Annotated in this window: 16 protein-coding genes and 1 pseudogene; 6 read left to right on the plus strand and 11 right to left on the minus strand. The window is 69.2% G+C overall.

Going from position 1 to position 24,685, the window contains the following annotated elements:
* The first annotated feature begins 17 nt into the window (after positions 1 to 17).
* Positions 18 to 4,058 (plus strand): bifunctional lysylphosphatidylglycerol flippase/synthetase MprF, encoded by a 4,041-nt coding sequence (mprF, locus tag ACSFA0_RS14455; RefSeq protein WP_435450849.1) that lies wholly within the window; start codon positions 18 to 20, stop codon positions 4,056 to 4,058.
* On the opposite strand, the gene ACSFA0_RS14460 is transcribed toward mprF, so the two are convergent.
* Both ACSFA0_RS14460 and ACSFA0_RS14465 read right to left on the minus strand, forming a co-directional pair.
* Positions 4,013 to 4,447, minus strand: coding sequence for a cyclophilin-like fold protein (locus ACSFA0_RS14460; RefSeq protein WP_435450850.1), 435 nt, complete (start codon positions 4,445 to 4,447; stop codon positions 4,013 to 4,015). The genes mprF and ACSFA0_RS14460 overlap by 46 nt on opposite strands.
* Before the next feature lie 34 nt (positions 4,448 to 4,481).
* Positions 4,482 to 5,438, minus strand: coding sequence for an AraC family transcriptional regulator (locus tag ACSFA0_RS14465; protein WP_435450851.1), 957 nt, complete (start codon positions 5,436 to 5,438; stop codon positions 4,482 to 4,484).
* Between the two features lie 116 nt (positions 5,439 to 5,554).
* Here ACSFA0_RS14465 and ACSFA0_RS14470 point away from each other — a divergent pair, with 116 nt between their 5' ends.
* Complete coding sequence (locus tag ACSFA0_RS14470) at positions 5,555 to 5,977, plus strand: YbaN family protein (RefSeq protein ID WP_435450852.1); 423 nt, start codon at positions 5,555 to 5,557, stop codon at positions 5,975 to 5,977.
* On the plus strand, positions 5,974 to 6,399 hold the full coding sequence (locus tag ACSFA0_RS14475) for a hypothetical protein (RefSeq protein ID WP_435450853.1): 426 nt from the start codon (positions 5,974 to 5,976) through the stop codon (positions 6,397 to 6,399). The genes ACSFA0_RS14470 and ACSFA0_RS14475 overlap by 4 nt, the downstream gene beginning before the upstream one ends.
* Before the next feature lie 22 nt (positions 6,400 to 6,421).
* Here the strand turns inward: ACSFA0_RS14475 and ACSFA0_RS14480 are convergent, their stop codons facing one another.
* The 6 genes from ACSFA0_RS14480 to ACSFA0_RS14505 form a co-directional block, all read right to left on the minus strand.
* Entirely contained in the window at positions 6,422 to 7,237 is an 816-nt protein-coding gene (locus ACSFA0_RS14480; RefSeq protein ID WP_435450854.1) for a substrate-binding domain-containing protein, read from the minus strand.
* 75 nt (positions 7,238 to 7,312) lie between these two features.
* A complete protein-coding gene (locus ACSFA0_RS14485) occupies positions 7,313 to 8,722 on the minus strand; it encodes a type II toxin-antitoxin system HipA family toxin (RefSeq protein ID WP_435450855.1) in 1,410 nt (469 codons plus the stop codon).
* Entirely contained in the window at positions 8,719 to 9,027 is a 309-nt protein-coding gene (locus tag ACSFA0_RS14490) for a helix-turn-helix domain-containing protein (protein ID WP_435450856.1), read from the minus strand. Before ACSFA0_RS14490 ends, ACSFA0_RS14485 begins: the two co-directional genes overlap by 4 nt.
* A gap of 308 nt (positions 9,028 to 9,335) precedes the next feature.
* The gene (locus ACSFA0_RS14495; protein ID WP_435450857.1) at positions 9,336 to 11,513 is read right to left on the minus strand and encodes a response regulator; all 2,178 of its coding nucleotides are present in this window, start codon (positions 11,511 to 11,513) and stop codon (positions 9,336 to 9,338) included.
* 4 nt (positions 11,514 to 11,517) lie between these two features.
* Positions 11,518 to 11,982: a response regulator gene (locus ACSFA0_RS14500; RefSeq protein WP_435450858.1), complete on the minus strand. Its 465-nt coding sequence runs from the start codon at positions 11,980 to 11,982 to the stop codon at positions 11,518 to 11,520.
* A 24-nt stretch (positions 11,983 to 12,006) separates the two neighbouring features.
* A complete protein-coding gene (locus tag ACSFA0_RS14505; protein ID WP_435450859.1) occupies positions 12,007 to 14,247 on the minus strand; it encodes an ATP-binding protein in 2,241 nt (746 codons plus the stop codon).
* Positions 14,248 to 14,433: 186 nt separating this feature from the next.
* Between ACSFA0_RS14505 and ACSFA0_RS14510 the strand changes: the two genes are divergently transcribed.
* Entirely contained in the window at positions 14,434 to 15,639 is a 1,206-nt protein-coding gene (locus ACSFA0_RS14510) for an MFS transporter (protein WP_435450860.1), read from the plus strand.
* A 220-nt stretch (positions 15,640 to 15,859) separates the two neighbouring features.
* The gene (locus ACSFA0_RS14515) at positions 15,860 to 16,930 is read left to right on the plus strand and encodes an SDR family oxidoreductase (RefSeq protein WP_435450861.1); all 1,071 of its coding nucleotides are present in this window, start codon (positions 15,860 to 15,862) and stop codon (positions 16,928 to 16,930) included.
* On the opposite strand, the gene ACSFA0_RS14520 is transcribed toward ACSFA0_RS14515, so the two are convergent.
* Complete coding sequence (locus ACSFA0_RS14520) at positions 16,914 to 21,305, minus strand: DEAD/DEAH box helicase (RefSeq protein ID WP_435450862.1); 4,392 nt, start codon at positions 21,303 to 21,305, stop codon at positions 16,914 to 16,916. The genes ACSFA0_RS14515 and ACSFA0_RS14520 overlap by 17 nt on opposite strands.
* A gap of 229 nt (positions 21,306 to 21,534) precedes the next feature.
* Between ACSFA0_RS14520 and ACSFA0_RS14525 the strand changes: the two genes are divergently transcribed.
* A complete protein-coding gene (locus ACSFA0_RS14525) occupies positions 21,535 to 23,118 on the plus strand; it encodes a DUF4394 domain-containing protein (RefSeq protein WP_435450863.1) in 1,584 nt (527 codons plus the stop codon).
* A gap of 49 nt (positions 23,119 to 23,167) precedes the next feature.
* Here the strand turns inward: ACSFA0_RS14525 and budC are convergent, their stop codons facing one another.
* Both budC and ACSFA0_RS14535 read right to left on the minus strand, forming a co-directional pair.
* Complete coding sequence (gene budC / locus ACSFA0_RS14530; RefSeq protein ID WP_435450864.1) at positions 23,168 to 23,932, minus strand: meso-2,3-butanediol dehydrogenase; 765 nt, start codon at positions 23,930 to 23,932, stop codon at positions 23,168 to 23,170.
* Positions 23,933 to 24,041: 109 nt separating this feature from the next.
* Positions 24,042 to 24,457: pseudogene (locus ACSFA0_RS14535) on the minus strand (DEAD/DEAH box helicase); the annotation flags it as partial.
* Positions 24,458 to 24,685 lie beyond the last annotated feature (228 nt).

Raw genomic sequence — 24,685 nt, forward strand, 5'->3', positions numbered from 1 at the left:
ACCCCTTCCCGTCCCGCATGGAATCCTCCCCCGACCGGCCCCTTGCCGCGCCCGTGCTCTGGCTCGGCGCCTGGTGGCCCCGCCTCCGTCCCTGGTTGATGGCCGCCGCCGGCCTGCTGCTTTTCGCCTTGATGGCCAAGGCACTGCACGGCTTTCTCGACGAAGTTCGCTACGACGCGGTGATGAAGGCCGTGTCGGCCACGCCCGACCTGAACATCGCGCTGGCCGTGGCCACGACCGCGCTGAGCTACCTGATCCTGGCCGGCTACGACTTCTCGGCGCTCGGGTATGCGCACGCCAAGGTGCCACGCCAGACGGTGTTCGTCACCTCCTTCGTGGCCTATGCCCTGTCGAACACCATCGGCCTGGGGCCGCTCACCGGCGGCGCCATCCGCACGCGGATCTACACCGCCGCCGGGCTGACGCCGCACCAGATCGCGCAGGTCATCGTCTTCAACCTGATCGCCTTCGGACTCGGCATCACGGCCTTCGGCGCGCTCGGCCTGCTGTGGGGCGCTGCCGAGGTCGCGCCGCTGCTGCACCTGCCGGCCGCGTTGTTGCAGATCGCGGCGGCGGCAGCGCTGCTGGCGCTGGGCGCTTTCCTGTGGCTGTGCACACGGCGCCGCGTGCTCAGCATCGGCGCGCGATGGACGCTGCGGCTGCCGACGACCCGGCTGGCGCTGCGCCAGTTGCTTATCTCGGCGGTCGAACTCGGCACCTCGGCCGCGGCGCTGTGGTTCCTGCTGCCGCCCGGCCAGATCCCGCTGCCGACCTTCATCGTGTTCTACGCCATCGCCATCGCGGCAGGCATCGTCAGCCACGTGCCGGGTGGCGTCGGCGTGTTCGAGGCGGTGATGCTGCTGGCCACGCAGTCGCATGTCGGCACCGACGCGATGCTCGGCGCGCTGCTGCTCAACCGCGGCATCTACTACGTGCTGCCGCTGGTGGTCGCGACCGGCATGGTGGTCACCTACGAACTGCGTTCCGGCGTGGCCGCGCCCATCGCGCGCGCAGCCGTGCGCCTCAGCCCGCGGCTGCTGGCGGCGCTGGCGCTGGTGGCGGGCATCTGGCTGCTGGTGTCGGGTGTGACGCCGCTCACCGCAGACGCCAAGGACCTGCTCGCCGTGCTCGACGTGCCGCTGCCGCTGATCGAGGCCTCGCACTTTCTGGGCAGCATCGCCGGGCTGGGTTTCCTGCTGCTGGCGCGCGGCCTGTTCCACCGGCTCGACGCGGCCTGGTGGGCCGCCATCGTGCTGTCGGTGATCTCCGCGGTGCTCGCCCTGCCCAAGGGCATTGCGTTGAACGAGGCCGCGCTGCTGTCGACGCTGGCCGTGCTGCTGCTGATGTCGCGGCGCCACTTCGATCGGCCGTCGTCGCTGTTCGCTCAGCGCATGGAGCCCGGCTGGCTGCTCACGCTGGCCGGCGTGCTCATCGCCTGCACCTGGCTGCTGGTGTTCGCCTACCAGGAGGTGCGCTACACCAACCGCCTGTGGTGGCAGTTCGAGCTCGACGCCGAGGCACCGCGCTCGCTGCGCGCGCTGTTGGCGGTCGAGTTGGCGGCGCTGGCCTTCGGCCTGTGGCAGCTGCTGCGGCCCACCGCCGCACCGCTCGCGCGCGCCACCGCTGAAGAACTCGACCGGGCCGCCGCCATCGTGCGGGCCAATCCGTTCTCGGAAGGCTGCTACGCGCTCACTGGCGACAAGCACCTGCTGTTCTCGCCATCGGGCCACAGCTTTCTGATGTTCGGGCGGCAGGGGCGCTCATGGATCTCGCTGTTCGGCCCCATCGGCGACAAACGCGAGTGGGCCGACCTGGTGTGGCGCTTCGTCGAACTCGCAACGTCCAACGGCGGGCGGCCGGCTTTCTACCAGGTGCGGCCATCGAGCCTGCCGCTGTACCTCGACTGCGGCCTGCATGCCTTCAAGCTCGGCGAATACGCGCAGATCGAACTGCAGGACTTCAGCCTGAAGGGCGCCAAGCGCGCCGACCTGCGCTCGGGCTTGAACCGTGGCGAGCGCGAAGGGCTGGTGTTCGAGGTGCTCTCGCCGGCGCAGGTCGACAGAGTGATGGCCGAGCTGCGCGCCGTGTCCGACGCCTGGCTCGAGCGCCAGTCGGCGCGCGAGAAAGGCTTCTCGGTGGGCCGCTTCGACGAGGACTACCTGCGTCGCCTGCAGGTGGCCGTGGTTCGGCGAGAAGGCCGCGTGATCGCCTTCGCCAGCCTGCAGATGACCGAGGCCGCCGAAGACGCCGGCGTCGACCTGATGCGCTATGCGCCCAACGCACCGCCCGGGACCATGGACTACCTCTTCGCCAAAGTCCTGCTGCACACGCAGGAGCGCGGCTACCGCAGCTTCGGCCTGGGCATGTCGCCGATGGCCGGCATGGCCACGCGGCCCCGCGCACCGCGCTGGCAGCGGCTGGGTCGGCTGCTCTTCACGTACGGCGAGCGCTTCTACAGCTTTCGCGGCCTCTACAACTACAAGGACAAGTTCGAGCCGAGCTGGGAAGCGCGCTACCTCACCGCGCCGGGCGGCATCTCGCCGCTGCTGGTGCTGGCCGACGTGGCGGCACTGATCGGCGACGGCGGCCAACCCGAAGAAAAAGCCAGGTTCTCGGTGAAGAGGCCATTCCGCAAGCACGGCATGCGCGAGCTCTGCATGCTCGCCATCTGCAGCATCGCGCTGCTGGTGCCGGCGCTCGGCCGCGCACAGGCCCGGCCGCTGGCAGCCCCATCGGCCAGCACGGTGTCGCACGGGCAGTTCGACAACATCCAGCTGCTGCGCCCGGCCGGCATGGTGCAGCAGTTCGTGATGCTCTTCACCGGCGGCGAGACGCCCGCGCCGGGCGACCGGCAGCTGGCCGACACGATGGTCGGGCGCGGCGCCATGGTGGCGCTGGTGCCGCTCGACCCGTTCTACCGCCGGCTCATGGCGGACAGCCAGGTGTCCAAGTGCGTCTACGGCGGCGGCTCGGTCGACAACTTCGCGCGCCACGTCCAGGCACAAGACCGGATGCAGACCTACATCGAGCCGATCCTGGTCGGCACGGGCGCTGCCGCGGCCTTTCCGTATGTGCTGCTGGCGCAGTCGCCGGCCGACAACTTCACCGGCGCGCTGTCGGTCGGCTTTTGCCCACGCATGAGCCTGCCAATGCCGCTGTGCACGGCCAACCAGTTCAAGACACGCACGGCCGCCGACAAAGGCATCGAATTCGAGCCGGCCAAGCGGTTGGTCGCGCCCTGGAGTGCGACGCCGCCTGCGAACGCTGCCGCCTGCACGGCGACCTCGGTGGCCGCATCACCAGCCGCCTTCGTCAAGGCCGTGCCCGGTGCAAGCTGGGTCGTGCCCTCAACCGCTGGCTCAGCCGATGCCGTGCCCGCCGAATTCACCGCGGCCTACGACAAGCTCGCGTCGCAACGCGCCGCGCTCGGCGCGCCGCCCGCCCAACTGTCCGACTTGCCGGTGGTCGAGGTGCCGTCCAAGACGCCCGGCAAGCGCTTTGCGGTGCTGATCTCGGGCGACGGCGGCTGGGCCTCCATCGACAAGGCGCTGGCCGCGGCGCTCGCGAAAGACGGCGTGCCGGTGGTCGGCATCGATTCGCTGCGCTACTTCTGGAAGGCCCGCACGCCGGAAGGCCTCACCGACGACATGGACCGCGTGATCCGCTACTACGCCGCGCGCTGGCAGCGCAGCGAGGTCGTCTTCATCGGCTTCAGCCAGGGGGCCGACGTGCTGCCCTTCGTCTACAACCGGCTGCCCCAGCGCGCCAAGGACAGCATCAAGCTCAACGTGCTGCTGGCCCCAGGTCAGAAGGCGGCCTTCGAGTTCCACGTGGCCAACTGGCTCGGCAAGAGCGGCGACAAGCCGATCCTCCCGGAGGCGGTGAAGCTCAAGGCGGCCAACACCGTGTGCTTCTACGGCACCGACGAGAAGGCCGATGCGCTGTGCCCGCTGCTCGACGCGTCGCAGACGCGCACCGTGGCGATGCCGGGCGGGCATCACCTGGGCGGCGACTACGACGCGCTGGCCGCGCAGATGCTGGGCTTCCTGCCGCGGTAGGCAGCGCAGTCGTTCGGCAGCGCTGCATCGCCATCGTCGTCCGCCAGTTCGATGCGCACATCCAGCGGGCCGCGCGCGCCGAAAGCCTCGGCCCCGGTATCGATGCGGCCGAGCACATGGAAGCCGCCGCTGAGCGCCTGGCCGTCCTGCGCATGGAGGATCGCGAGGTTGGGCCCCGCCGACCAGCAGACGATGTCGCCCACCTCGTAGGCCTGCGAGCGCTGTTCGGCCACCGGCATCGCGCCCGGCAGCGGGCCGAACTTCTCGCGGCCGAACAGGCCATGCAGCGTGATCGCGAGCGGCAGCATGGCCGCGAAGGCGCGGGCCGCGTCGCTGTCGACCAGGGTCGCGGGCACGACCCGGCCATCGAGCGTCAGATGAATCTTCATGGGGACCTCGTTCGATGATGTGCAGTGCGCGGACCTATCGGCCGAGCTGCATCTCGCGCAATCGCTTCACGTCGCGGGCCGGCGGCAGGCCGAAGAAGCGACTGTATTCGCGGTTGAACTGCGACTGGCTTTCGTAACCCACGCGGTGCCCCGCGGTGGATGCGTCGAGGTGTTCAGCGATCATGAGGCGGCGCGATTCCTGCAGCCGCAGCTGCTTCTGGAACTGCAGCGGGCTCATCGACGTGACCGCCTTGAAGTGCTGGTGCAGCGACGACACGCTCATGTGGATCGCGTCGGCCAGTTCCTCCATGCGCAAGGGCTCGCGAAAGCGCTGCGCCAGCAGGCCGATTGCCTGCGCAATGCGCTGGCCGTGGCTGTCGACCACCGCCATCTGCGCGAGCCGCCAGCCGTCGGGCGAGCGCAGCACGCGGTAGAGGATCTCGCGCGTGATCAGCGGTGCGAGCGCGGGCACGTCCTGCGGCGTGTCGAGCAGCTTGACCAGCCGCAGCACGGGGTCGAGCAGCGTGGTCGACAGCTCACCGGTGAAGATGCCGCGCTCCGGCGCACTGGAGGTCGACCGGTCGCCCGGGCCGATCTCGATCGCGAGCGCGGCGATGTCCTTCACGTCGAACTCGAGGCGCAGGCCGAGGTACGGCGACTCCGGCGAGGCATCGATCACCTGCCCCGACACCGGCAGATTCTGCGACGCCACCAAGTACCGGCTGCCGTCGTAGATGTAGACCTCGTTGCCCAACATCACGCGCTTGCTGCCCTGCGCCAGCACGCAGAAGGCCGGCTCGTACATGGCATGCACCGGGTGCTGCATCTGCGAAGCCCGTGCCAGCACGAGCCGGGGAATCGCCGTTTCGTGCGCACCGTCCACCTTGGTGAGACGATCGATGGTCGCGGCCAGTTCGGCCCGCAAGACCGTGACCTGCATCTGGTCGACAGGCGCTTCGGCGCGCAGCGGGAGGGGGGTGGATGTCAGCATGGACCGGAGCTTAGGCGGCGCGTCGGCGCTTGTCTCTCCCCGGACGCGTTCGGCGGACGATCGTGCAAACATCGGCAACGATCCTGCAAGCGGCGATGGCGCGACAATGCCCCGGCATGCCCATCGACGGAGAGTCCCCGCCCCCACGCCCTGTCCGGCCGCTGCCGCGCGCGGCACGCTGGCTGTTGCTCGCCTTCGCCGGGCTGTGCCTGGTGTTGGCCGTCATCGGCGTGATCCTGCCTGGCATGCCCGCCACCGTGTTCCTGCTCATGGCCGCCTGGGCCGCGGCGCGCAGCTCGCCCCGGCTGCATGCGTGGCTGCTGGGCCACCACCTGTTCGGGCCGATGCTGCGCGACTGGGAAAACGGCCACTGCGTGAGCCGCCGCGCCAAATGGAGCGCCGCCGGCACCATGGCCGTCGGTGCGGTCGTGCTGGTGTGGACCGCCTATCGACCCTGGATCGCCGCCGTCGGCATCGGCTGCATGGCCGTCGTGCTGACCTGGCTGTGGCGACGACCCGAGCCGCAAAACCAAGCATGACACTGCTTGGCCGCCGAACCCTCTGCGCGCTCGTCGCGATGATCGGCCTGTCGGGCTGCGACCTCGGCGTTTTCGCGTCGAAACCGTCAGACCCTTTGCTCAGCGACGAGGCGATCGCCACACGCGAAGCGCCGGCCGAGCTGGTGTACCAGGGGCCTCTGGCCGGGCAGCCCACCTTCCTGCTCGTCCACGATTGCGAGGTGCAGCGCGTCGAGCGGCGCGACGGCGGTGGCGTTCAATGGACCAGCGTGCTCAAGCCCGACTTCTACCCGTTCTGGACGGTCTGCGAACGCCAGTCGCTGTCGGTCGTCGCCGGCACCGTGACCGTCGTGCTCGGCCGCCAGGCCGTGGGTGCGGGCGGGTGCTGCGCCACCGGTGGCACCTACCGCTCGGTCGATGGGCGGGTGTGGAAGAAGCTCTGACCCTCTGGCGTTCAGGGCACGGTCACTTGGCGGTGAGGGGCTCCAGGCCGGTCTTGGCGATGGTGGGCGCTGCCGCCGGCGATGCCAGGTAGCGGATCAGGTCCGCCGCCGCTGCAGGTTGCTTCGCTCCGACCGCCACACCCGCCGAGAACACCGTGACGCGCTGCACCTCGGCCGGCAGCGGCCCGATGTAGTCGATGCCCTCGATCGGCAGCAGCTCGCTCACCTGCTGCAGGCCCAGCGCCGCGTCGCCACGCGCCACCACGGTGCCCACGCGTTCGCTCAGGATGCGCCGGCTCTTGGGCTTGACCTGTGCCTCGATGCCGAGGTTCTTCAGCAGCTCGGTTTCGTAGTAAGTGCCGCTCGCACTGGCCGAGTAGGCGATCGACGGTGCCGCCAGCAGCGTGCGTTTGAGCGCCTCCACCGTCGAGATGTCGGGCCGCGGTGCGCCGCGCTTGACGGCGAAGCCGATCGACGAGCGCACCAGGTCGACCTGGCTGCCGGCGACCACCTTGCCGTCCTTGACCAGCGCGTCGAGCGCCGATCGCGCGAGGATCACGACGTCCGCCGGCTCGCCACGGCCGAGGCGGCTCGGAATCGAGTCGGCGGCGTTGCCCATGGACGCGCCATAGGCGGTCTTCACCGTGTGGCCCGATCGCTTCTCGAAGTCCGGGCGCAGCTCGTTGTAGGCGGCGGTGAAGCCACCCGAGGTCATCACATGGATGTCGGTGCCGGCGGGCTTGCCACCGAGGCCGGCGCAGCCTGCGAGTGCGAGGGCGCCGACCAGCAGTGCGACGCGGCGGGTCACCGGGCTAGTGATTGAAACAGTGGATGCCATGGTGTCTCCGGATGGTTGATTGCCCAGTCCATCGTAGGCAGGCAAGCTGTCAAACAGCCGGCACCGGGACCAGGGTTATCCCGGCACGCCGCCGCGCATGCCCTCAGCGCGCGCGGCCTCGTCCCAGGCGGCGAGCAGGTCCGGTCGACGCAGCCGCTGCAGCGCCTGCCGAAGATGCGGATGGTTCGCCACGCGGGCCAGCAGCTGCTGCTTCTGCCGCGGCGTGAGGCCGCTGGCCAACATCGGCGCCAGCCAGTGCCGGCCGGCTTCGGCCGCCACGTCGCGCACCACCTTCGACGCGCCGGCCACCTGCAGGCCGAGCGCATTGCAGAAGGCCTGCAGCCGCGCCGGGTTGAAGATCGGCTCCACGTGCTGCTTGTCCTGTGTTTGCGCATTAGGCATCAGCAACAGCGCGTGGCCGCGCGCGCCGGCGTAGAGGAAGGTCGCGGTGATGTCGTAGGCCGGCGCCAGTTCGGCGTGGCGCCGGTCGCGGTAGATCAGGCCCAGGTTCTTCAGGTGCATGTCGGCGTTGCCGAGCAGCTCGTTGACCTCGATGCGGCGCAGCAGTTCGTGCACGGCGGGCACGCCGCACTGCGGGAGACCCAGCAGCACGGCCGCAATGGCGAGGTACGACTCGGTGTACTTGTGCTCGGGTGGCTTGCCGAAGACCTGCGCGAAGTCCTCGAAGTGGACCTTGTCGCCATGGTCGCGGTCGAAGCGCGTCACCGCCAGGAACTGGCCGTCGACCTCGTCGCCCAGGTCGTAGCGGTGCGGTGCCGTCAGCGAGGCCATCGGCACCATCTCGAAGCGACACACGTCGACGCCGGCCAGGCCGGCCAGCGTCATGCCCAGGTGCTCGAGCTGCGGCATGCGCGGGTATTCGGCCGAGGGCAGCTTGGCGATGATGGCGGCATCGCCCTGCGAGGTGCGGCCAACGAAGCGCCCTTCGGCCGTGCGGTTGACGCCGATCTTGGGCTGCACGCCGGAGATCGACAGCGCGTCCTGGAACGGCTCCGACCAGACGGAGGCTTCGAGCGCGTCCTGGTTCTGCGTGACCAGGCGCTGCAGCGTGTCGCGGGAGATGTCCTCCCACTCTGCCGTGACCGCGCCCGGCATGTTCTTGCCGCAGGCGGCGATCATGGCCATGTGGTCCATCGGATCGATGGCCGCCTCGTCGGCCACGAAGCGCCGGAAGATGCCTTCGGGCAGCAGGTTCTGGAAGAACGGCGGCAGCTGGGCGTCGCCCTTGGGGCCGGTCGTGCTGTTGAATTCGGGCCGGGTCACGTCGAGCCAGAACGACTGCTGCTGCGCCGGGTCGTCCGCGCGCATCGACTCCGACAGCACGTCGGCCTCGGCCCAGGGGATGCGCGCATAGGCCTCGTCGGCGACGAAGCGCAGGATCGGCGGCAGGCCGGGCTGCGCATACTTGAACAGGCAGCCGATGCGCCGCCCGTGCAGTTTGATGACCAGAACAGGCACGTTCATCGCCGACCGTCCTTGATGCGCGCCAGCCGCTGCTGCACGGCCGACAGCGCATGGGTCGGGTTGCCGTCAGCGGCCGTGCGCAGCTCGGGCAGGCCGCGCTCCAGCGCGCGGGGCACCGTCACCAAGTCCATCTGCAGCACATCCATCACGGCCAGCAGCGTCGACACCTGCACGTCGTTGCCCTTGAGCAGCCGGTAGACGGCCTGACGGCTGACGCCAGCCTTCTCGGTGAGCGCCTGCCTCGTGAGCCCGCTCAACCTTCGGGCCGATTCCACGCGTTCTGCAAGTTCGAGCATTGTGGTCATGGCGTTGCCTATTCGTTCACATAGTCATCAGCTTATCGTATCTGCAACAACATTATGTATCATAAACGATACGCTTCATGAAATGACTCGAATTCGATAAGTTTGAGCGACGGCGTCGGCGATGCGTGTCCGAACACCGAATCGCTGAAGGCCAGTCGGTCCACAGCCCCGTTGCGTGGGCGAGCACCCGTGGCGTGCAGCTGCGCGCCGCTCACGGGCGATCTCGAAGAACGCCAAGCAACGCGCAACACGCAACACGCTGCGGGTATCGACGTCAGCCACGTGGTATTCGCCGGCTGGTCGCTGCCTCAAGCGCGGTCGATCAGTTCTTTCACACGGCGCGCCAAGGCGTCCATCTCGAAGGGCTTGGTCATCACGTGCATACCGGCGTCCAGGGTACCTTGCCCGAGCACGGCGCTCTCGGCGTAGCCGGTGACGAAAAGCACCCTGAGCGCCGGCCGCTCGCCGCGTGCGGCATCGGCAACCTGGCGACCGTTCATGCCGCCGGGCAAGCCCACGTCGGTGACCAGCAGGTCGATGCGGCGGCCCGAGCGCAGCCAGCGGAGCGCCTCGGTGCCGTTGCCGGCCTCGAGCGTCGCGTAGCCCAGCTCCTGCATCACCTCGACGATCAGCATGCGCAGCGATGTCTCGTCGTCGACCACCAACACGGTTTCGCCGCGATCGGCGCGCGGTGCGGCGGACGGGCCGGCCGGCGCCGGCGCTTCTTCCGCCACGGCTTCGCTGCGCGGCAGCTCGATGCACACGCCTGTGCCCTCGCCCACCTTCGAATCGATGCTGACGCGTCCGCCGGACTGCTTGGCGAAGCCGTAGATCATCGAAAGACCCAGGCCCGTTCCCATGCCCAGCGGCTTGGTGGTGAAGAACGGATCGAAGGCCATCGCAGCGACCTCCGCCGGCATGCCCACGCCGTTGTCGCGCACCGACATCGAGACGTACGCACCCGGTGTCAGATCTGCCGCCTCGGCAGACTTCGCGTCGAGCATGTGATTCGCCGTCTCGATCATGAGCCGCCCGCCGTCGGGCATGGCATCCCGGGCGTTGATGCAAAGGTTGAGCAATGCGTTCTCGAACTGACTGACGTCGACCTGCACACGCCACAAGTCGGGCGCGGCGATCACCTCGACCTCGATCGCCGGTCCGACAGTACGGCGGATGAGTTCCTCCATCCCGCGAACGAGCCGGTTGACGCTGAGCAGCTTGGGCTCGAGCGTCTGACGGCGCGAGAAGGCCAGCAGGCGATGGGTCAGCGCGGCTGCGCGCTGGGTGGCGCCTAAGGCCACGCCGATGTAGCGCTCCAGGTCGGCCGGTCGCGCCTGCGCGCCGCGCCGACGCATCAACTCGAGGCTGCCGGAAATCGCGGCCAGCAGGTTGTTGAAGTCGTGCGCCAATCCGCCGGTCAGTTGGCCGACGGCCTCGAGCTTCTGACTCTGTCGCAGCTGTTCCTTGGCCGCCTCCAGTTCGGCGGCGCGTTCTTCGACCTGGCGCTCGAGCGAAGCGGCAAAGGCCTGCAGCGCGATCTGCGCCTCACGGCGTGCAAGCACGGAACGAAGGCGGTCGGCCACGTCGCGCACGAAGTCGCGTTCGTCGTCGGTCCATTCGCGCACTTCACCGTGGTTCAGGTACAGCAACCCGACCACGCCGCCCTGCTCCGTCAGCGGCATGTTGAGCACCGCGCGTGCGTTAATGGCTTCGAGCGCGGCGGCCGTGTCGCGCGTGCGCGGGTCTTCGCGCGCGTCGGCGAAGGCCACCGTCACGCCGCGTGCGAGGTCTTCGATGTACGAGCCGTAGTCGCGAAACCGCAGCACGCCCGCCAGGGTCTTGACGCCGGGAGCGTTCCAGTCGCGCTCGATCGTGATCGTCTCGGCCGCCTTGTCGACGACGCCGTAGCCGGCGCGGTCGACGCCGAGTCGGCGCGCCAGCATCTCCGCCGCCGTGTACGCGATGTCGGTCGGGTCATCCATGTCGCGGATCCGGTCGCTCAGTTCGATCAGCGCCAGACGCCGGGCCTCGACGCGGTCGGCCGCCGCGTGCGCATCACGCAGGCGATGCTCAGCCACGCCGAGCGTGCGCCGGCCGGCGGCCTCCTTCAGGGCTCGGTCGAGCACCACGGGCAGGCGCGACAGCCGGCTCTTGCTCACGTAGTCGGTGGCGCCCTGCTTCAGCAATTCGACAGCGTTGTCCTCGCCGATCACGCCCGAAACGAAGATGAAGGGCACATCGGGCGCGTTCCTGCGCGCCATCTCCAGCGCCACGCTGCCGGAGAAGCCAGGCAATTCGAAGTCGGACAGGATGACGTCGAAGCGCTGGCCAGTCAGGGCTTCGGCAAAACTGGACTCGTCGTGCACGACGCACGGATGTGCCGAGGGCTGAGCATCGGTCAGCGCTTCGATCAGCAACTCGGCGTCGAAGCGCGAATCTTCGAGGATGAGCACCCGCAGCGGCTCGGGCGCCTTCGTCCGATGCATGTCGCTAGGGCTGGTCATTGCGGCGGGTGGCGCGCAGGGACCCCGGCGGCGGCTCGTTGAGCACCGCCCAGAACACGCCCAACTCTGCGATGGCGGAAACGAATCGCTCGAAGGCCACCGGCTTCACCACGTACGCGTTCACGCCCAGCTCGTAGCTCTTGAGCACGTCCGACTCTTCCTGCGACGAGGTGAGCATCACCACAGGCACGCTGCGCAGCGCCGGGCTGCCGCGCACCGCTTCGAGCACCTCGAGGCCGGTGACCTTGGGCAGCTTCAGGTCCAACAGGATGACGGCGGGGTTGCCTTCGCTGCGGTCGGCGTAGTCGCCTTCGCGCTTCAGGTAGTCGAGTGCCTGCGCACCGTCGCGCAGGATCACGACTTCGTTGGCCAGCTGGCTGCGCTCGAGCGCGATCAGGGTCAGTTCCAGGTCTCGCTTGTCGTCTTCGACGAGCAGGATCGGCTTAAGCATCAAGGGGCTCCGGGGGTGCGTTGGTCATAGGATCGTGGGGGTGTCGACGTCGGGCGTGGTGTCGCTGTAGGCGCGCGGCAGGATGAAACCGAAACGTGCACCGCGGCCGGGCTCGCCGTCGGCCCACACGGTGCCGCCGTGGCGTTCGACGATGCGCTTCACGTTGGCCAGGCCGATGCCCGTTCCTTCGAATTCCTCGGCCTGGTGCAGGCGCTGGAACACGCCGAAAAGCTTGGCCGCGTACTTCATCTGGAAGCCGACGCCGTTGTCTTCGACCTCCAGGCCGTCGCCCTCGGGCGAGTGCACGGTGCGCACGGTAATGCGCGCCGGCGCGCGGCCGCGCGAGTACTTCAGCGCATTGCTCAGCAGGTTGCGCGTGGCGACCTGCAGCAACAGCGGATCGGCGTACAGCGTGGGATACGCGGCAGGGAGGGTCCACTCGACCTGCCGGCCCGGCTCCTGGCGCACCAACTCGCGCACCAGATCGTCGACCAGCACCTGCGTGTCGACCGGGCGCCGTTTGAGCGACGCGCGCCCCATGCGCGAGAAGTCGAGCAAGGCGTCGACCAGCTGCCCGGCGAACGAGGCCGCGTCCTTGACGTTGCCGAGATAGCGCGTGGCGCGCTCCGACAGCGCCTTGCCTTCGAGATCGACCACCAGGTCGACGTAACCGGCGATGTGCCGCATCGGCGCCCGCAGATCGTGCGACACCGTGTACGAGAAGGCTTCGAGTTCCTTGTTCACCCGCGTGAGTTCGTGGGCAACCTCGGCAAGTTCCTCGGCGCGCCGCAGCACGATGCCGATCAGCGCCTGGCGCAATTCCCCGGCCGCAGCCATCTCGGCATCGGTCCAGGCCACGGCCGTGCCGCGAATGCTCTCCTGCCAGCTGTCGAAACTCTTTCGGGGTTGAATGCGCCCGTCCGCAGCGATGACGTTCTTGCGAGGGTTGCCGGCCCAGGTCACGGTCTTCACGATCTCCGGGCGGAACCACAGGATGAGATGGCGGTGCACCTGCGAGATCGACACGGCGAGCACGCCCGCCGCCACGTCCTGGAACTCGCGGGCCGGTGCGTAGTGGGCGGCCAGCGCATGGCTCGCGTAGACCTCGTCGCCCAGCCCGGCCACCCATTCGGCCAGGGCATGGATGTCGGCCTCGGCAGGCACGTCGCCCACGCTCCAGACGGCGTCGTCGAGCACCACGGCGGCACCACTGGCTCTGGCCACACGCAGCATCAGCGAGGGCTCCTGCACGAGGCGCTGCAGGGTCTCGTCGCTGTCGGAGAGATGGGAGACGATCTGCAACGTCAGTTGCCGAAGGGCCAGGCGCTCGGCCACGGAGTGGTTCGATTCCTTCGACTGGATCTGAAGCGCGAGCAACTGGCCGAGATGCTCGCAGGCCAGCCGCGTTGCCATGCCAATGAAGCGCGGCGCATGGTCGTGGCACGACACCAGACCCCACAGCTTGCCCTCGATCACGATCGACACCGACATGGAGGCCAGCGTGCCCATGTTGCGCATGTATTCGAGATGCACCGGTGACACGCTGCGCAACTGCGCCTGCGACAGGTCGATGTCCGCGGCCGTCAGCGCACGGTCGACAATGCGCAACGGCACCGGTGTGTAGGTGGCGTCGGCGATCAGCCGGAACTGGTTGAGCAGGTACAGCGCGCGCGCCTGCTGCGGGATGTCGCCGGCCGGAAACCGGTGGCCCGAATAGCTGTCGTAACCCTCGTCGATGGCCTCCGCCAGAACCTCGCCGTGGCCTTCGTCGTCGAAGCGGTACACCAGGCAGCGGCCGAAGCCCGTCAGACGCTTCATCTCATCTGCAGCCAGCTGCGTCAGCTGCTGCACGGCGTCGGCTTCCTGCAGGCGCGGCAGAAAGACGCGGGTCAGCGAATAGATTGGCGCCTCGTTGCCTTCGGTGGGTCGGGCCGGCTCGAACTCCCACAACAGATGCCGGTCGGACCGATGAACCGACACGTCCCAACGCTCGGCGCCGAGTGCCCACGCACCGAGCGATACGGGAGGCGCGCCGCACTGCAAAGCGAGGGATGAAAGACGGCTCAACCGGTCGAGCGCGGCCTGCATGGCGTCGGCGGGCCAGTTGTCGCTGAACGCCAAGGGCCGACGTGTCGACGGGTCCACCACCAGCAGCCGCCCGTGCGGCTGGACAGCGCCAGGGACACGGATCGGCTCCAGGTCGCAGGAGGAGATGTCGGGCAGCGAGACGTCGGAATCGGGCGGCGGATTGGCTCGGGGCGGCATGCAGAAAAGAGGCTAACGATTTGGCAGCACCATGCACCGCACTCGACGGGCGAGATGATGCCAGCGCCCCAAGGCTTTGCGTGTCCGAAAATTCCTACAGAATCCCGCCAGGCCGCGGGGCATCGAACGCTATGCTCGATCACTTTTTTGCGCACACTCGCCACAGCGCGCAGGTCCCCGCTCTCCATGCCCTCTTCCGACACCGCGCGCGGCCTTCGCGCGCTGATCTTCGCCTTCACGCTCAGCCAGTTCTTCCGCACCTGCCTGGCGGTCATCGCGCCGGAGCTTCAGCACGATCTGTCGCTTTCGCCCGCGGGTTTCGGCACGCTGTCGTCGTGCTTCTTCCTGGCCTTCGCGGTGGCGCAGATCCCGATCGGCATCGCCTTCGACCGCTACGGCGTCGGCCGCCCGACCCGCCTATTGACCAGCGTGGGCGTGCTGGCCGCCCTGCTCTTCGTCGTGGCACCCAACGGGGCCACGGCCATGGTCGCCCAGGCCGGGCTCGGCCTGGCCTGCGCGCCGGTCTTCATGGGCCTGATGCACTACGCATCGGAGCATCTGCCGGTGCACCGCTACGCCACGGTGGTGGGCCGCGCCAACGCCATCTCCATGGTCGGCGCGCTGTGCGCCACCGCACCGCTCGGCTGGGCGGCACACCGCTTCGGCTGGCGCACCGCCATGGCCGTGGCGGCCGTCTGCATGCTGCTGGCCTGCATCGGCGTGTGGCGCCATGTGCATGACGAAGGCCATGCCGACGCACAGCAGGAAAAGCTGGGCGACCTGTTCGCGGGCAGCGCGCGGCTGCTGACGGTGCCCGCGATGTGGACGCTCATCCCCCTGTGCGTCGCGCTGGCGGCCGGCACCACCTTCCGCAACGCCTGGGGCGGCCCCTACCTGGCGCAGGTGTACGGGCTGGGGGCCGACGCGCGCGGCCTGGCGCTGGCCTTCGTCAGCCTCGGCGGCTTCGCCACCGCACTCCTGCTGCCGGTGCTGATGCGCCGCCACACGCTCAAGACCACGGTGATCGGCTGGAGCCTGATGTCGCTGGTCGGGGGCATGGTGCTGAGCGCCGCGCCCGACATCGGCCTGCTGCCCGGCGTGCTGCTGCTGACGCTGCTCGCGACCTTCGGCATGTGCCACCCGATGGTCATGGCGCATGGCCGCGGCCTGGTGCCGCAGGCGCTGCGCGGGCGCGGGCTGGGCGTTCTCAACACCTTCGTCTTCCTGGGCTCGGGGCTCACGTCCTCGGCCTTCGGGCTGATCGCCGATGCCGGCCAGCGCAGCGGCGCCAGTGCCTCGACGACGTACACGGGCATCTTCCTGTGCGCGTCGGCGCTCGTGGTGCTGGGCACGGCGGTGTACTGGTTCAGCCCCAAGCCAGCGCCGCACTGAGCGGCCGATTCGCGCGCCTTCCTACGCCGGTAGGCGACATGGGCGTGCGAGCCGATCGGGACACGTGCCCGACCATGCCCGCTCCACTCACTGAGCCTGGAGCTTCCATGAAAAAAATCCTCATCGCCGCCGCCGTCGGCCTGACCGCCCTCGCGCTCACCGCTTGCGACCCCATGCCCAAGACACCGAAGGCCGCAGCAACCTCGGCGGCCACGACCTGATGGCAAACAAGGCTCTCATCGTCGGCGTCAGCGGCGTCATCGGCAACGCCCTGTCGGAGCACCTGCTCGGCCAGGGCTGGTCGGTCCATGGACTTTCGCGGGGGCGCACCGCGGTCGCGTCGGGTTGCATTCCGCTCATCGCCGACCTCACGAATCGGGAACAGCTGCGCGAGGTGCTCCACGGCCTCGACGTCGACCGCGTGTTCTTCGCCGCCTGGTCGCGCCAGGCCAACGAGAAAGAGAACATCCGCGTCAATGGCGCCATCGTGCGCAACGTGCTCGACGCGGTCGGGCCGTCGTTGAAGGGCGGCCACGCCGCGCTGGTCACCGGCCTGAAGCACTACCTCGGCCCCTTCGAGGCCTATGCCACGGGCACCGTACCCATGACGCCCTTCCGCGAGGAGCAGGGCCGCCAGGCCGTCGACAACTTCTACTACGAGCAGGAAGACCGCCTGTTCGAAGCCGCGGAGCGGCACGGCTTCAGCTGGAGCGTGCACCGCCCGCACACCATCATCGGTTTCGCCGTCGGCAACGCGATGAACATGGGCGTGACGCTCGCCGTGTACGCGAAGCTGTGCAAGGCCACCGGCCAGCCCTTCGTCTTCCCCGGCTCGGCCGCGCAGTGGAACAGCCTCACCGACATGACCGACGCACGGCTGCTGGCGCGCCACCTCGAATGGGCGTCGACGAACGACGGCGGCAAGAACGAGGACTTCAACGTCGTCAACGGCGACGTGTTCCGCTGGAAGTGGCTGTGGCCGCGCCTGGCCGACTACTTCGGCATCGAGGCCGCGCCCTTCGACGGCACCACGCGACCGCTGGCCGACCGCATGGCCGATGCACCCGCGCAATGGGCGGACATCGCCGCGAAGCATCAACTGAGCGAGCCGAACATCGACAAGCTCGCCTCGTGGTGGCACACCGACGCCGACCTCGGCCGGCCGATGGAAGTGCTGGCCGACATGACGAAGAGCCGCAAGGCCGGCTTCCTCGACTTTCAGAGCACGCCGGACGCGTTCTTCGACTTGTTCCAGCGGCTCGAGGCCGAGCGGATCATTCCGAAGCGCTGAGCGCCTGCGCGACAGCGCTGTCGAGAAAGCGCAGCGATGGATCGAGCGCCAAAGCGCGGCGTGCCGCCTGCGCCTCGGCCGCATCCAGCGCTTCGAGCAGCGTGACCGCCCCCGCAATGCTGCTCGCGACCGGCACGCCGTCGCGCCACAGCACGCGCGAGCCCGCGACGCGCGGCACCTTCGGACCGTTGACGATGACGCCCAGCAGGTTCGCCGGGTCGCTGGCGGCCAGCGCGATGAAGGCGCCGTCGTGCGGCTCGCGCCGGACGCGGCGCATCGACGCCACCGCCTCTGGCAGCGCGAACTGCTCGCCCGACACACCCGCGATGAAGCGTCCGCCGCGGATCTCGCCGCGCGCCTCCAGGCGTCGGCACACGCGCACCAGTTCGCGCCAAGGCGGCAGCCACGCAGGCTCACGCTCAAGCAAGCGCCAACAGATCACACCGTAGCGGCGCAACAGCACATGCACGACCTGCTCAATGGATTCGGCAGAGCCCGGGGCGGCCGATTCGCTCGCCGACGGCGGACGCACCAGCGTCCAGCGCCCCGCGTCCTCGATGCCGAACAGCGGCACGCGACGGCGGCGGCGCGTGTCGGCCGACGCGCGCTTCGACGCCGGCACCAGCAACGCGCGCAGGCCGGCGTAGCTGTCGCAGCGCACGCGGCCTTTGGCGACAAGTTCGGTCAGCGCCTCTTCGATCTCGACCGGCAGCAGCCGCGTGCCGCCCGCGATCTCGTCGAAGAAGCAGGCGCCGTGCTGCTGCAAATGCGCGGCCACGCGGGATGCGCGCGAGCCCAGGCTGTCGTCATCGACGGGCGCGGGCGCCAGCGCCGTCCACAGCGCGGCGCTGCGACGCGGCAGCAGCACCACCGGCGTGGCATGCAGCGACAGGCTGCCCGCGCCCTTGCGCCCTTCCACCGACGTGGCGTTGGGCCGCAGCCGCGTCCACAGCACGCGCCCCGCCGTGCAAAGGTCGTCGAGCCACGCACCCGCGTAGTCGGTCACGCGCGCCGGCAGCACCTCGGCCTCCCACAGCGGCGCGGGCGCCTCGTAGCCTTCGAGCTGCGACAGCACGCCCGACAGCGCCTCCGGCCCGCTCACGCGCGACGCGGCGCCGACGTGCTGCCACTCGAACAGGAAGCGCACGAAATCGCGCGGCTCGACCGGCTCGATCTCGCGGCGCAGGCGCTTGAGCGTGTAGCGGTGGATGCGCGCAAGCAGATGGCGCTCGCACCATTCGACGTGTTCGGTGCCCGGCGTGAACCGGCCCTGCAGCACACTGCCTTCGGCCTGCAGCGCGAGCAAGGCGGCTTCGACATCGGCAACCGGCAGGAACAACGGCGCGGCCAGTTGAGCGACCGTGACCGGGCCGAGCCCGCCGAGGCGCGAGCGCAGCAGTTCGCGCAGCGCGGCGTCGCGGTCGTCGGGCCGCTCGGCGTCGTCGGGCGCGGTGATGGCGGGCTGCATCGGTGCCTCGGGTGCGATGGCCTGCAGCAGCGGCAGGCGCTCGGCAGAGACCCACACGCCGCGCGCGGTGCGGCCCTTGCCGTCGAGCAGCAGGCGCGTCGCCCGGCCGGCCTTCGCCAGCGCGGTCAGCCACTTCTTCCAGTCGACGCGCGCGGCCACCTCGTCGTCGCTCACCACGCCGAGCATCCCCAGCGCCTCGTGCATCTCGTCGGCGCTGCGCGGCTGCGGCCAGGCTTCGTCGCGCACGCTCGCGATGGCGTCGGCGTCGAGCTGGCCGACATCGTCGGCGCTCTCGGGGTCGGTGTAGCGGCGGTTCTGCACGGCCTGCGTGCGGCGCTCTTCGAGCGGCGCATCGTCGAGAAAGGCGTAGGGCCGCGCGTTGAGCGCTTCCATCGCCAGCGGCGACGGCCCCGGCAGGTCGCGCGCCAGCACGCGCACCTGGCCCGACTCCATGCGGCGCAGCAGCGCGAGCCAACCGTCGGCGTCCATCGCGTCGTGCAGGCAGTCGTCCATCGTCTGCGCGACCAGCGGATGCTCGGGCACCTCGCGCTCGCCGACGATGTTCTCCAGGCAGGCGACCTGGTCGGGGAACACCGCGGCCAGCAGGTCTTCGGAACGCATGCGCTGCAGCGGCGGCGCCACCTTGCGCCCGCCGGTGAAGCGCGGCAGCGCCAGCGCCGTGGTCGCGTTCCAGCGCCAGCGCACGCCGAACAGCGGCGCGTCGAGCAGCGCCTGCACCAGCACGTCGAGGGCCGAGTTGGAATGCAGGTAGCGCGCCACCTCGTCGAGCGGAAAGCTGTGGCTGGTCGCGAGCGACAGCACGATCGCGTCTTCGGTGGCCGCGGCCTGCAGCTCGAAGTTGAAGGTGCGGCAGAAGCGCTTGCGCAGCGCCAGGCCCCAGGCGCGGTTGAGCCGGCTGCCGAAAGGCGAATGGATGACGAGCTGCATGCCGCCAGAGGCGTCGAAGAAGCGTTCCAGCACGATGGTGTGCTGCGTCGGCAGCGTGCCGAGCACGGCCGCCGCATGCGCGAGGTGCTCGACGATCTGGCGCGCGGCTTCTTCCGCCAGGCCCATCGTCGTCGTCAGCAAGGCCATCGCGCCATCACGGCCGCTCAGTGCCAGCACCATCCCGACTTCTTCGCGCAGCCGCGACACGCCGAAGGAGAGTTCGTCTGTCCGCCCCGGCGCCTCGCCGAGCCAGAAGGGAATGTTGGGCGCTGCGCCCTGCGCGTCTTCCACCCGCACGCGGCCGGCCTCGATCTTCAGGATGCGGTAGCTGGTGTTGCCCAGCTGGAACACGTCGCCCGCCAGGCTCTCGACCGCGAAGTCTTCGTTGACCGTGCCGATCTTGTCGGCCTGCGGCTCCAGCATGACGGTGTAGTCGCCCGTCTCGGGGATGGTGCCGCCGGAGGTGAGCGCCGTCATGCGCGCGCCCTTGCGTTCGCGCAGCAGGTGGTTCACCGCGTCGCGATGCACATAGCCCGCGCGCTGGCCCTGCCGCGTGGTGAAGCCATCGGAGACCATCCGCACCACGTCCATGAAGCGCGCATGCGTCAGCTGCGCATAGGGCCAGGCGCGGCGCACCAGCGCGAAGAGCTCGTCCTCGTGCCATTCGCGGCACGCCGTCTCGGCCACGATCTGCTGGGCCAGCACGTCGAGCGGCGCGGGCAGCACGCGCAGCGCGTCGAGCTCGCCGCGGCGGATGCAGTCGAGCAGCGCGGCGCATTCGACCAGCTCGTCGCGCGACTGCGGAAAGAGCCGCGCCTTGGGCACGCCGCCCACCGCGTGGCCCGAGCGCCCGGCCCGCTGCAGGAAGGTCGCAATGGAACGCGGCGAGCCGAGCTGGCAGACCAGGTCGACGTCGCCGATGTCCAGCCCCAGCTCCAGCGAGGCGGTCGCGACCAGGACCTTGAGCTCGCCGCGCTTGAGCCGCTGCTCGGCGGCTAGCCGCGTCTCTTTCGAGAGGCTGCCGTGGTGCGCCGCCACCGCGTCCTTGCCGAGGATGTCGCCCAGGTGCCGCGCCGCGCGCTCGGCCATGCGGCGGGTGTTGACGAACACCAGCGTCGTCTTGTGCAGCCACACGAGTTCGGCGACGCGCGCATACACCTGCGTCCACTGCTCGTTCGACATCACCGCCGCCAGCGGCGTGGGCGGCAGCTCCAGCGCCAGGTCGCGCTGCTTGGCGTAGCCGATGTCGACGAGGGCGCAGTCGGCCGTGCCGTCGCTCTTCAGCCCACCCGCGCCGACCAGGAAGCGCGCCACCTCGTCGATCGGCTTCTGCGTGGCTGACAGGCCGATACGCACCGGCCGCGCGCCACCCGCCTCCACGCACAGCGCCTGCAGCCGCTCCAGCGACAGCGCCAGGTGGCTGCCGCGCTTGCTCGCGGCGATGGCGTGGATCTCGTCGACGATCACGCTCCGCACTGTCGCGAGCATCTTGCGGCCCGACGCCGAGCCCAGCAGCACGTAGAGCGATTCCGGCGTCGTCACCAGGATGTGCGGCGGCCGGCGCAGGCTTTGCTGGCGCTCCCGCTGCGGCGTGTCGCCGGTGCGCACTGCCGTCCGAATGTCGACATCGGGCAGCCCCAGCGCCGCCAGCTCCGCTCGAATGCCGGCCAGCGGCGCGTCGAGGTTCAGGCGGATGTCGTTGGAGAGCGCCTTGAGCGGCGAGACATAGACGACCGCCGTTTCATCCGGCAGGCCACCGGGCGCGAGGCCCCGCACGACCAGATCGTCGAGCGCGGCGAGGAAGGCGGTGAGCGTCTTGCCCGAGCCGGTGGGCGCGGCGACGAGGGTGTCGCGGCGTGCGCGGATGGTCGGCCACGCGGCGGTTTGGGCGGGTGTGGGGGCGGGGAAGGTTCGGGTGAACCAGGCGGCGACGGCGGGGTGGAAAGACGCGAGAGGCACGAAGCCATCACATCAGGGCGCGGTAGGGAATGTCAAGTTGCCGGTGATCAGGTCCGCCACCGTCCATGGGACTCGGCGACGGACGAACCGCTCGCCAGCAACCAAACGTAAGGATGTCGAGCGGCTGCATCCATTGGCCCTTGGCGCGGGTAGTGCACGTATGTCGCTGTGCAGTCCCCACGAACAACAAGGCACTCGGCATGCCCTCTTCACTTCCAGGACCTGCCCCATGCCTTCCTTTCGACACCTCAATCCCTTGTCTCTCGTCGCTGTCGCCGCATTGACGGCATGCGGCGGTGGCGGTGACGACGACCGCCCGACGCTAGCGCCAGTCACCCTCGGCGATACCGTTGCCGTGACGGCGTCCGGCCGGGTCATCTCCTTCAACCGCGCGGCGCCTGCCTCGCTGACCAGCAGTCTCGGTGTGCTCGGTCTTTCGCCCGGCGAGAACTTGGTGGGCATCGACACCCGACCGGCAGACGGCATGATCTATGCGGTCAGCTCCCTGAGTCGTATCTACACGCTCGACGCCATCACCGGCGCGCTGACGCTTAAGTCGACCTTGTCCACGCCGCTCGTCGGTACCCAGTTCGGCATCGACTTCAACCCCGTGGCCGACCGCCTTCGCCTTGTGAGCAACACGGGCCAGAACCTTCGCGTCGACGTCGGCACCGGCGTTGCGGTGGTCGATGGCCCCATCAACGGCGCACCCGCCAGCATCACGGCAGCCGCCTACACCAACGCCTTCGCCGGCACGACCAGCACGCAGCTCTACGACCTGGATGCGTCCGGCACGCTGTACCTGCAGGACCCGCCCAACAACGGCACGCTCGCCAACCCGGTGCCGCTCAATGTCGCCTTCACCACCGCCAATGGGTTCGATATCGACCCACGCAACAACACCGGCTATGCCGCGCTGTCCGTGAACGGGTCGACCGGGCTGTACACGGTGCCGCTCAGCGGCACAACCGGCGCAACGCGGGTGGGCACCATCGGCACGGGCGATGCCATCGTGGGCATGACACTGGTGCAGGCGACCACGCCGCGCGTCTACGTCCTGACCGACGACGCGAGGCTTTCGAGCTTTCAGCCCACGGCACCCAACACCTTGTCGACCCCGGTGGCGATCAGCGGCCTAAGCAGCGGTGAATCCGTGGTGGGCGTGGACTTTCGACCCAGCAACGGACGCCTTTACGCACTGACGAGCGCCGCGCGGCTACTGACCATCGAGCCCGGCACCGGCGTGTCTGCCCTGGTCGCGACGCTCGCCGCCGACCCGGCGGACGCCACGCTGCCCTATGCAGGCCTCACCGGCACGCGCTTCACCGTGGACTTCAACCCGGTGGCCGATCGGCTGCGCGTGATCAGCGACACCGGGCTGAACCTTCGCATCAACGTCGACACAGGCGCCACGACCACCGATGGCGTGATCAACAGGGCCACGCCGGCCGTCGTGCTGGCCGGTGCGTACACCAACAGCTTCGCCGGCACGGCCACGACCGAGCTGTTTGATATCGAGGGGAACGAAAACGCACTGACGCGGCAGGCCCCGCCCAATGACGGGACCTTGGTCAACATTGCGCCCTTGAGCGTTCCGCTGAATGGCCAGGCGGCCCTGGATATTGCAGGCGGCGCGAACGGCCTGGTACTGGCCGCGCTGCGCCCTGCGGGCACGGGGCCGTTCAGCCTGTACACCGTGGCGTTGACGACGGGTGCCACCACCCTGTACGGCAACACGCTCGGCAATGCGAGCCTGTCGCTCATCGGTGGCGCAAACGGCCCGGTGGTGCGCGACATCGCGATCAAGTACTGACAACACGACGCGACTTGCCCCGCAGCGCCTCTGCCCCTCCAGCGCGAACTCAGGCCTGCGGCGGCTGACCATTCGAGGCCATGAGGCCGCCGTCGACGGGGATGTTCGCCCCGTTGACGAAGCGAGCGTCGTCGCTGGCCAAAAAGGCGACGACGGCCGCGATGTCGGCCGGCTCGGCCACGCGACCCACGGGCATGCGCTCCATGAATTTATCGACGAGCGCCTTGTCCGCGACCATGTCTTCGGTCATGCCGGTGCGCGTGAGCGACGGGCAAACCGAATTGGCGCGCACGCCCTGCTTGCCGAAGTCCAGCGCGAGCGAGCGCGTGAGGTTCACCACGCCGCCCTTGGCCGAGTTGTAGGCGCACATTCCCCAGTCGGCGCCCAGCCCGGACACGGAGGCGGTGTTGATGATGCAGCCCTGCGTCTTGAGCAGTTCCGGCAGCGCAGCCCGGCATCCGTGAAACACGCCGGAGAGGTCCGTGGCGATGGTTTGGGTCCAGTCTTCCAATGGCACGTCGAGCGCGCTGCCCTCGGCCGCGATGCCGGCGTTGTTGACCATCACGTCCAGCGCGCCGAAGCGCGACACGGCCGCCTTCACCAATGCCTGGACCTCGTCGAGACGCGTCACATCGCAACGCTGCGCCAAGGTCCGGTCTGGTGACAGTTCGGCCGCCATCGCAGCGAGCTTCTTCTCGTCGATGTCGCACAGCACCACATTCGCGCCCTCCTGCGAGAACCGCAGCGCCACGCCCCTGCCGATGCCGGAGGCGGACCCGGTGACGATGACGGTCTTGCCCTTGAAACGTTCCATGCTCTTGCTCCTTCGATTCAGTTGACCGAAGAGCCTCCAGCGGGCGCTGTTCGAGAGCCGTAGGACGGGGTTCCGGAAGGGCGTGGTCGCAACTTGATTGGCAGAAACGGGGTGTGCGGCGGCCTGCGCAGGCTCTGCTGCTGCTCAGTTGTGGCGTGTCGCCGTTGCGCACCACTGCTGTGCGGAGGTCGACAGCGGGCAACCCCAGCGCCGCCAACTCCACCCGAATGCCGGCCAGCGGCGCGTCGAGGTTCATGCGGATGTCGTTGGAGAGCGCCTTGAGCGGCGAGACATAGACGGCCGCCGTTTCATCCGGTAGGCCACCGGCGCAAGGCCCCGTACGACCAGATCGTCCAGCGCGGCGAGGAAGGCGGTGAGCGTCTTGCCGCAGCCGGTGGGCGCGGCGACGAGGGTGTCGCGACGGGCACGGATGGTCGGCCACGCGGCGGATTGGGCGGGTGTGGGAGCGGGGAAGGTTCGGGAGAACCAGGTGGAGACGGCGGGGTGGAAAGCTTCGACGTGCACGGTTTCATCACATCAGGGCGTGCCCAGGATGTCCAGGTTGCAGCGCGAAGTGGTCAGCAGTCAAGCCACTGCGTCGTATGCACGCACGCCAGACGAGCGGCTGCTTTGCAGCGATTGTGTTGAAAAACTCGCCCGAATCGCAGTAGTTGGCTCGCCGTTTGCATGTTCTTCGTCATCGACGGAGGTACGCATCATGATGGGTCGGAGCACCGTTCAAGACCAGCTGTT

Origin of the sequence: Variovorax restrictus (genome assembly GCF_051216715.1) — a bacterium.
Lineage (GTDB): Bacteria > Pseudomonadota > Gammaproteobacteria > Burkholderiales > Burkholderiaceae_C > Variovorax.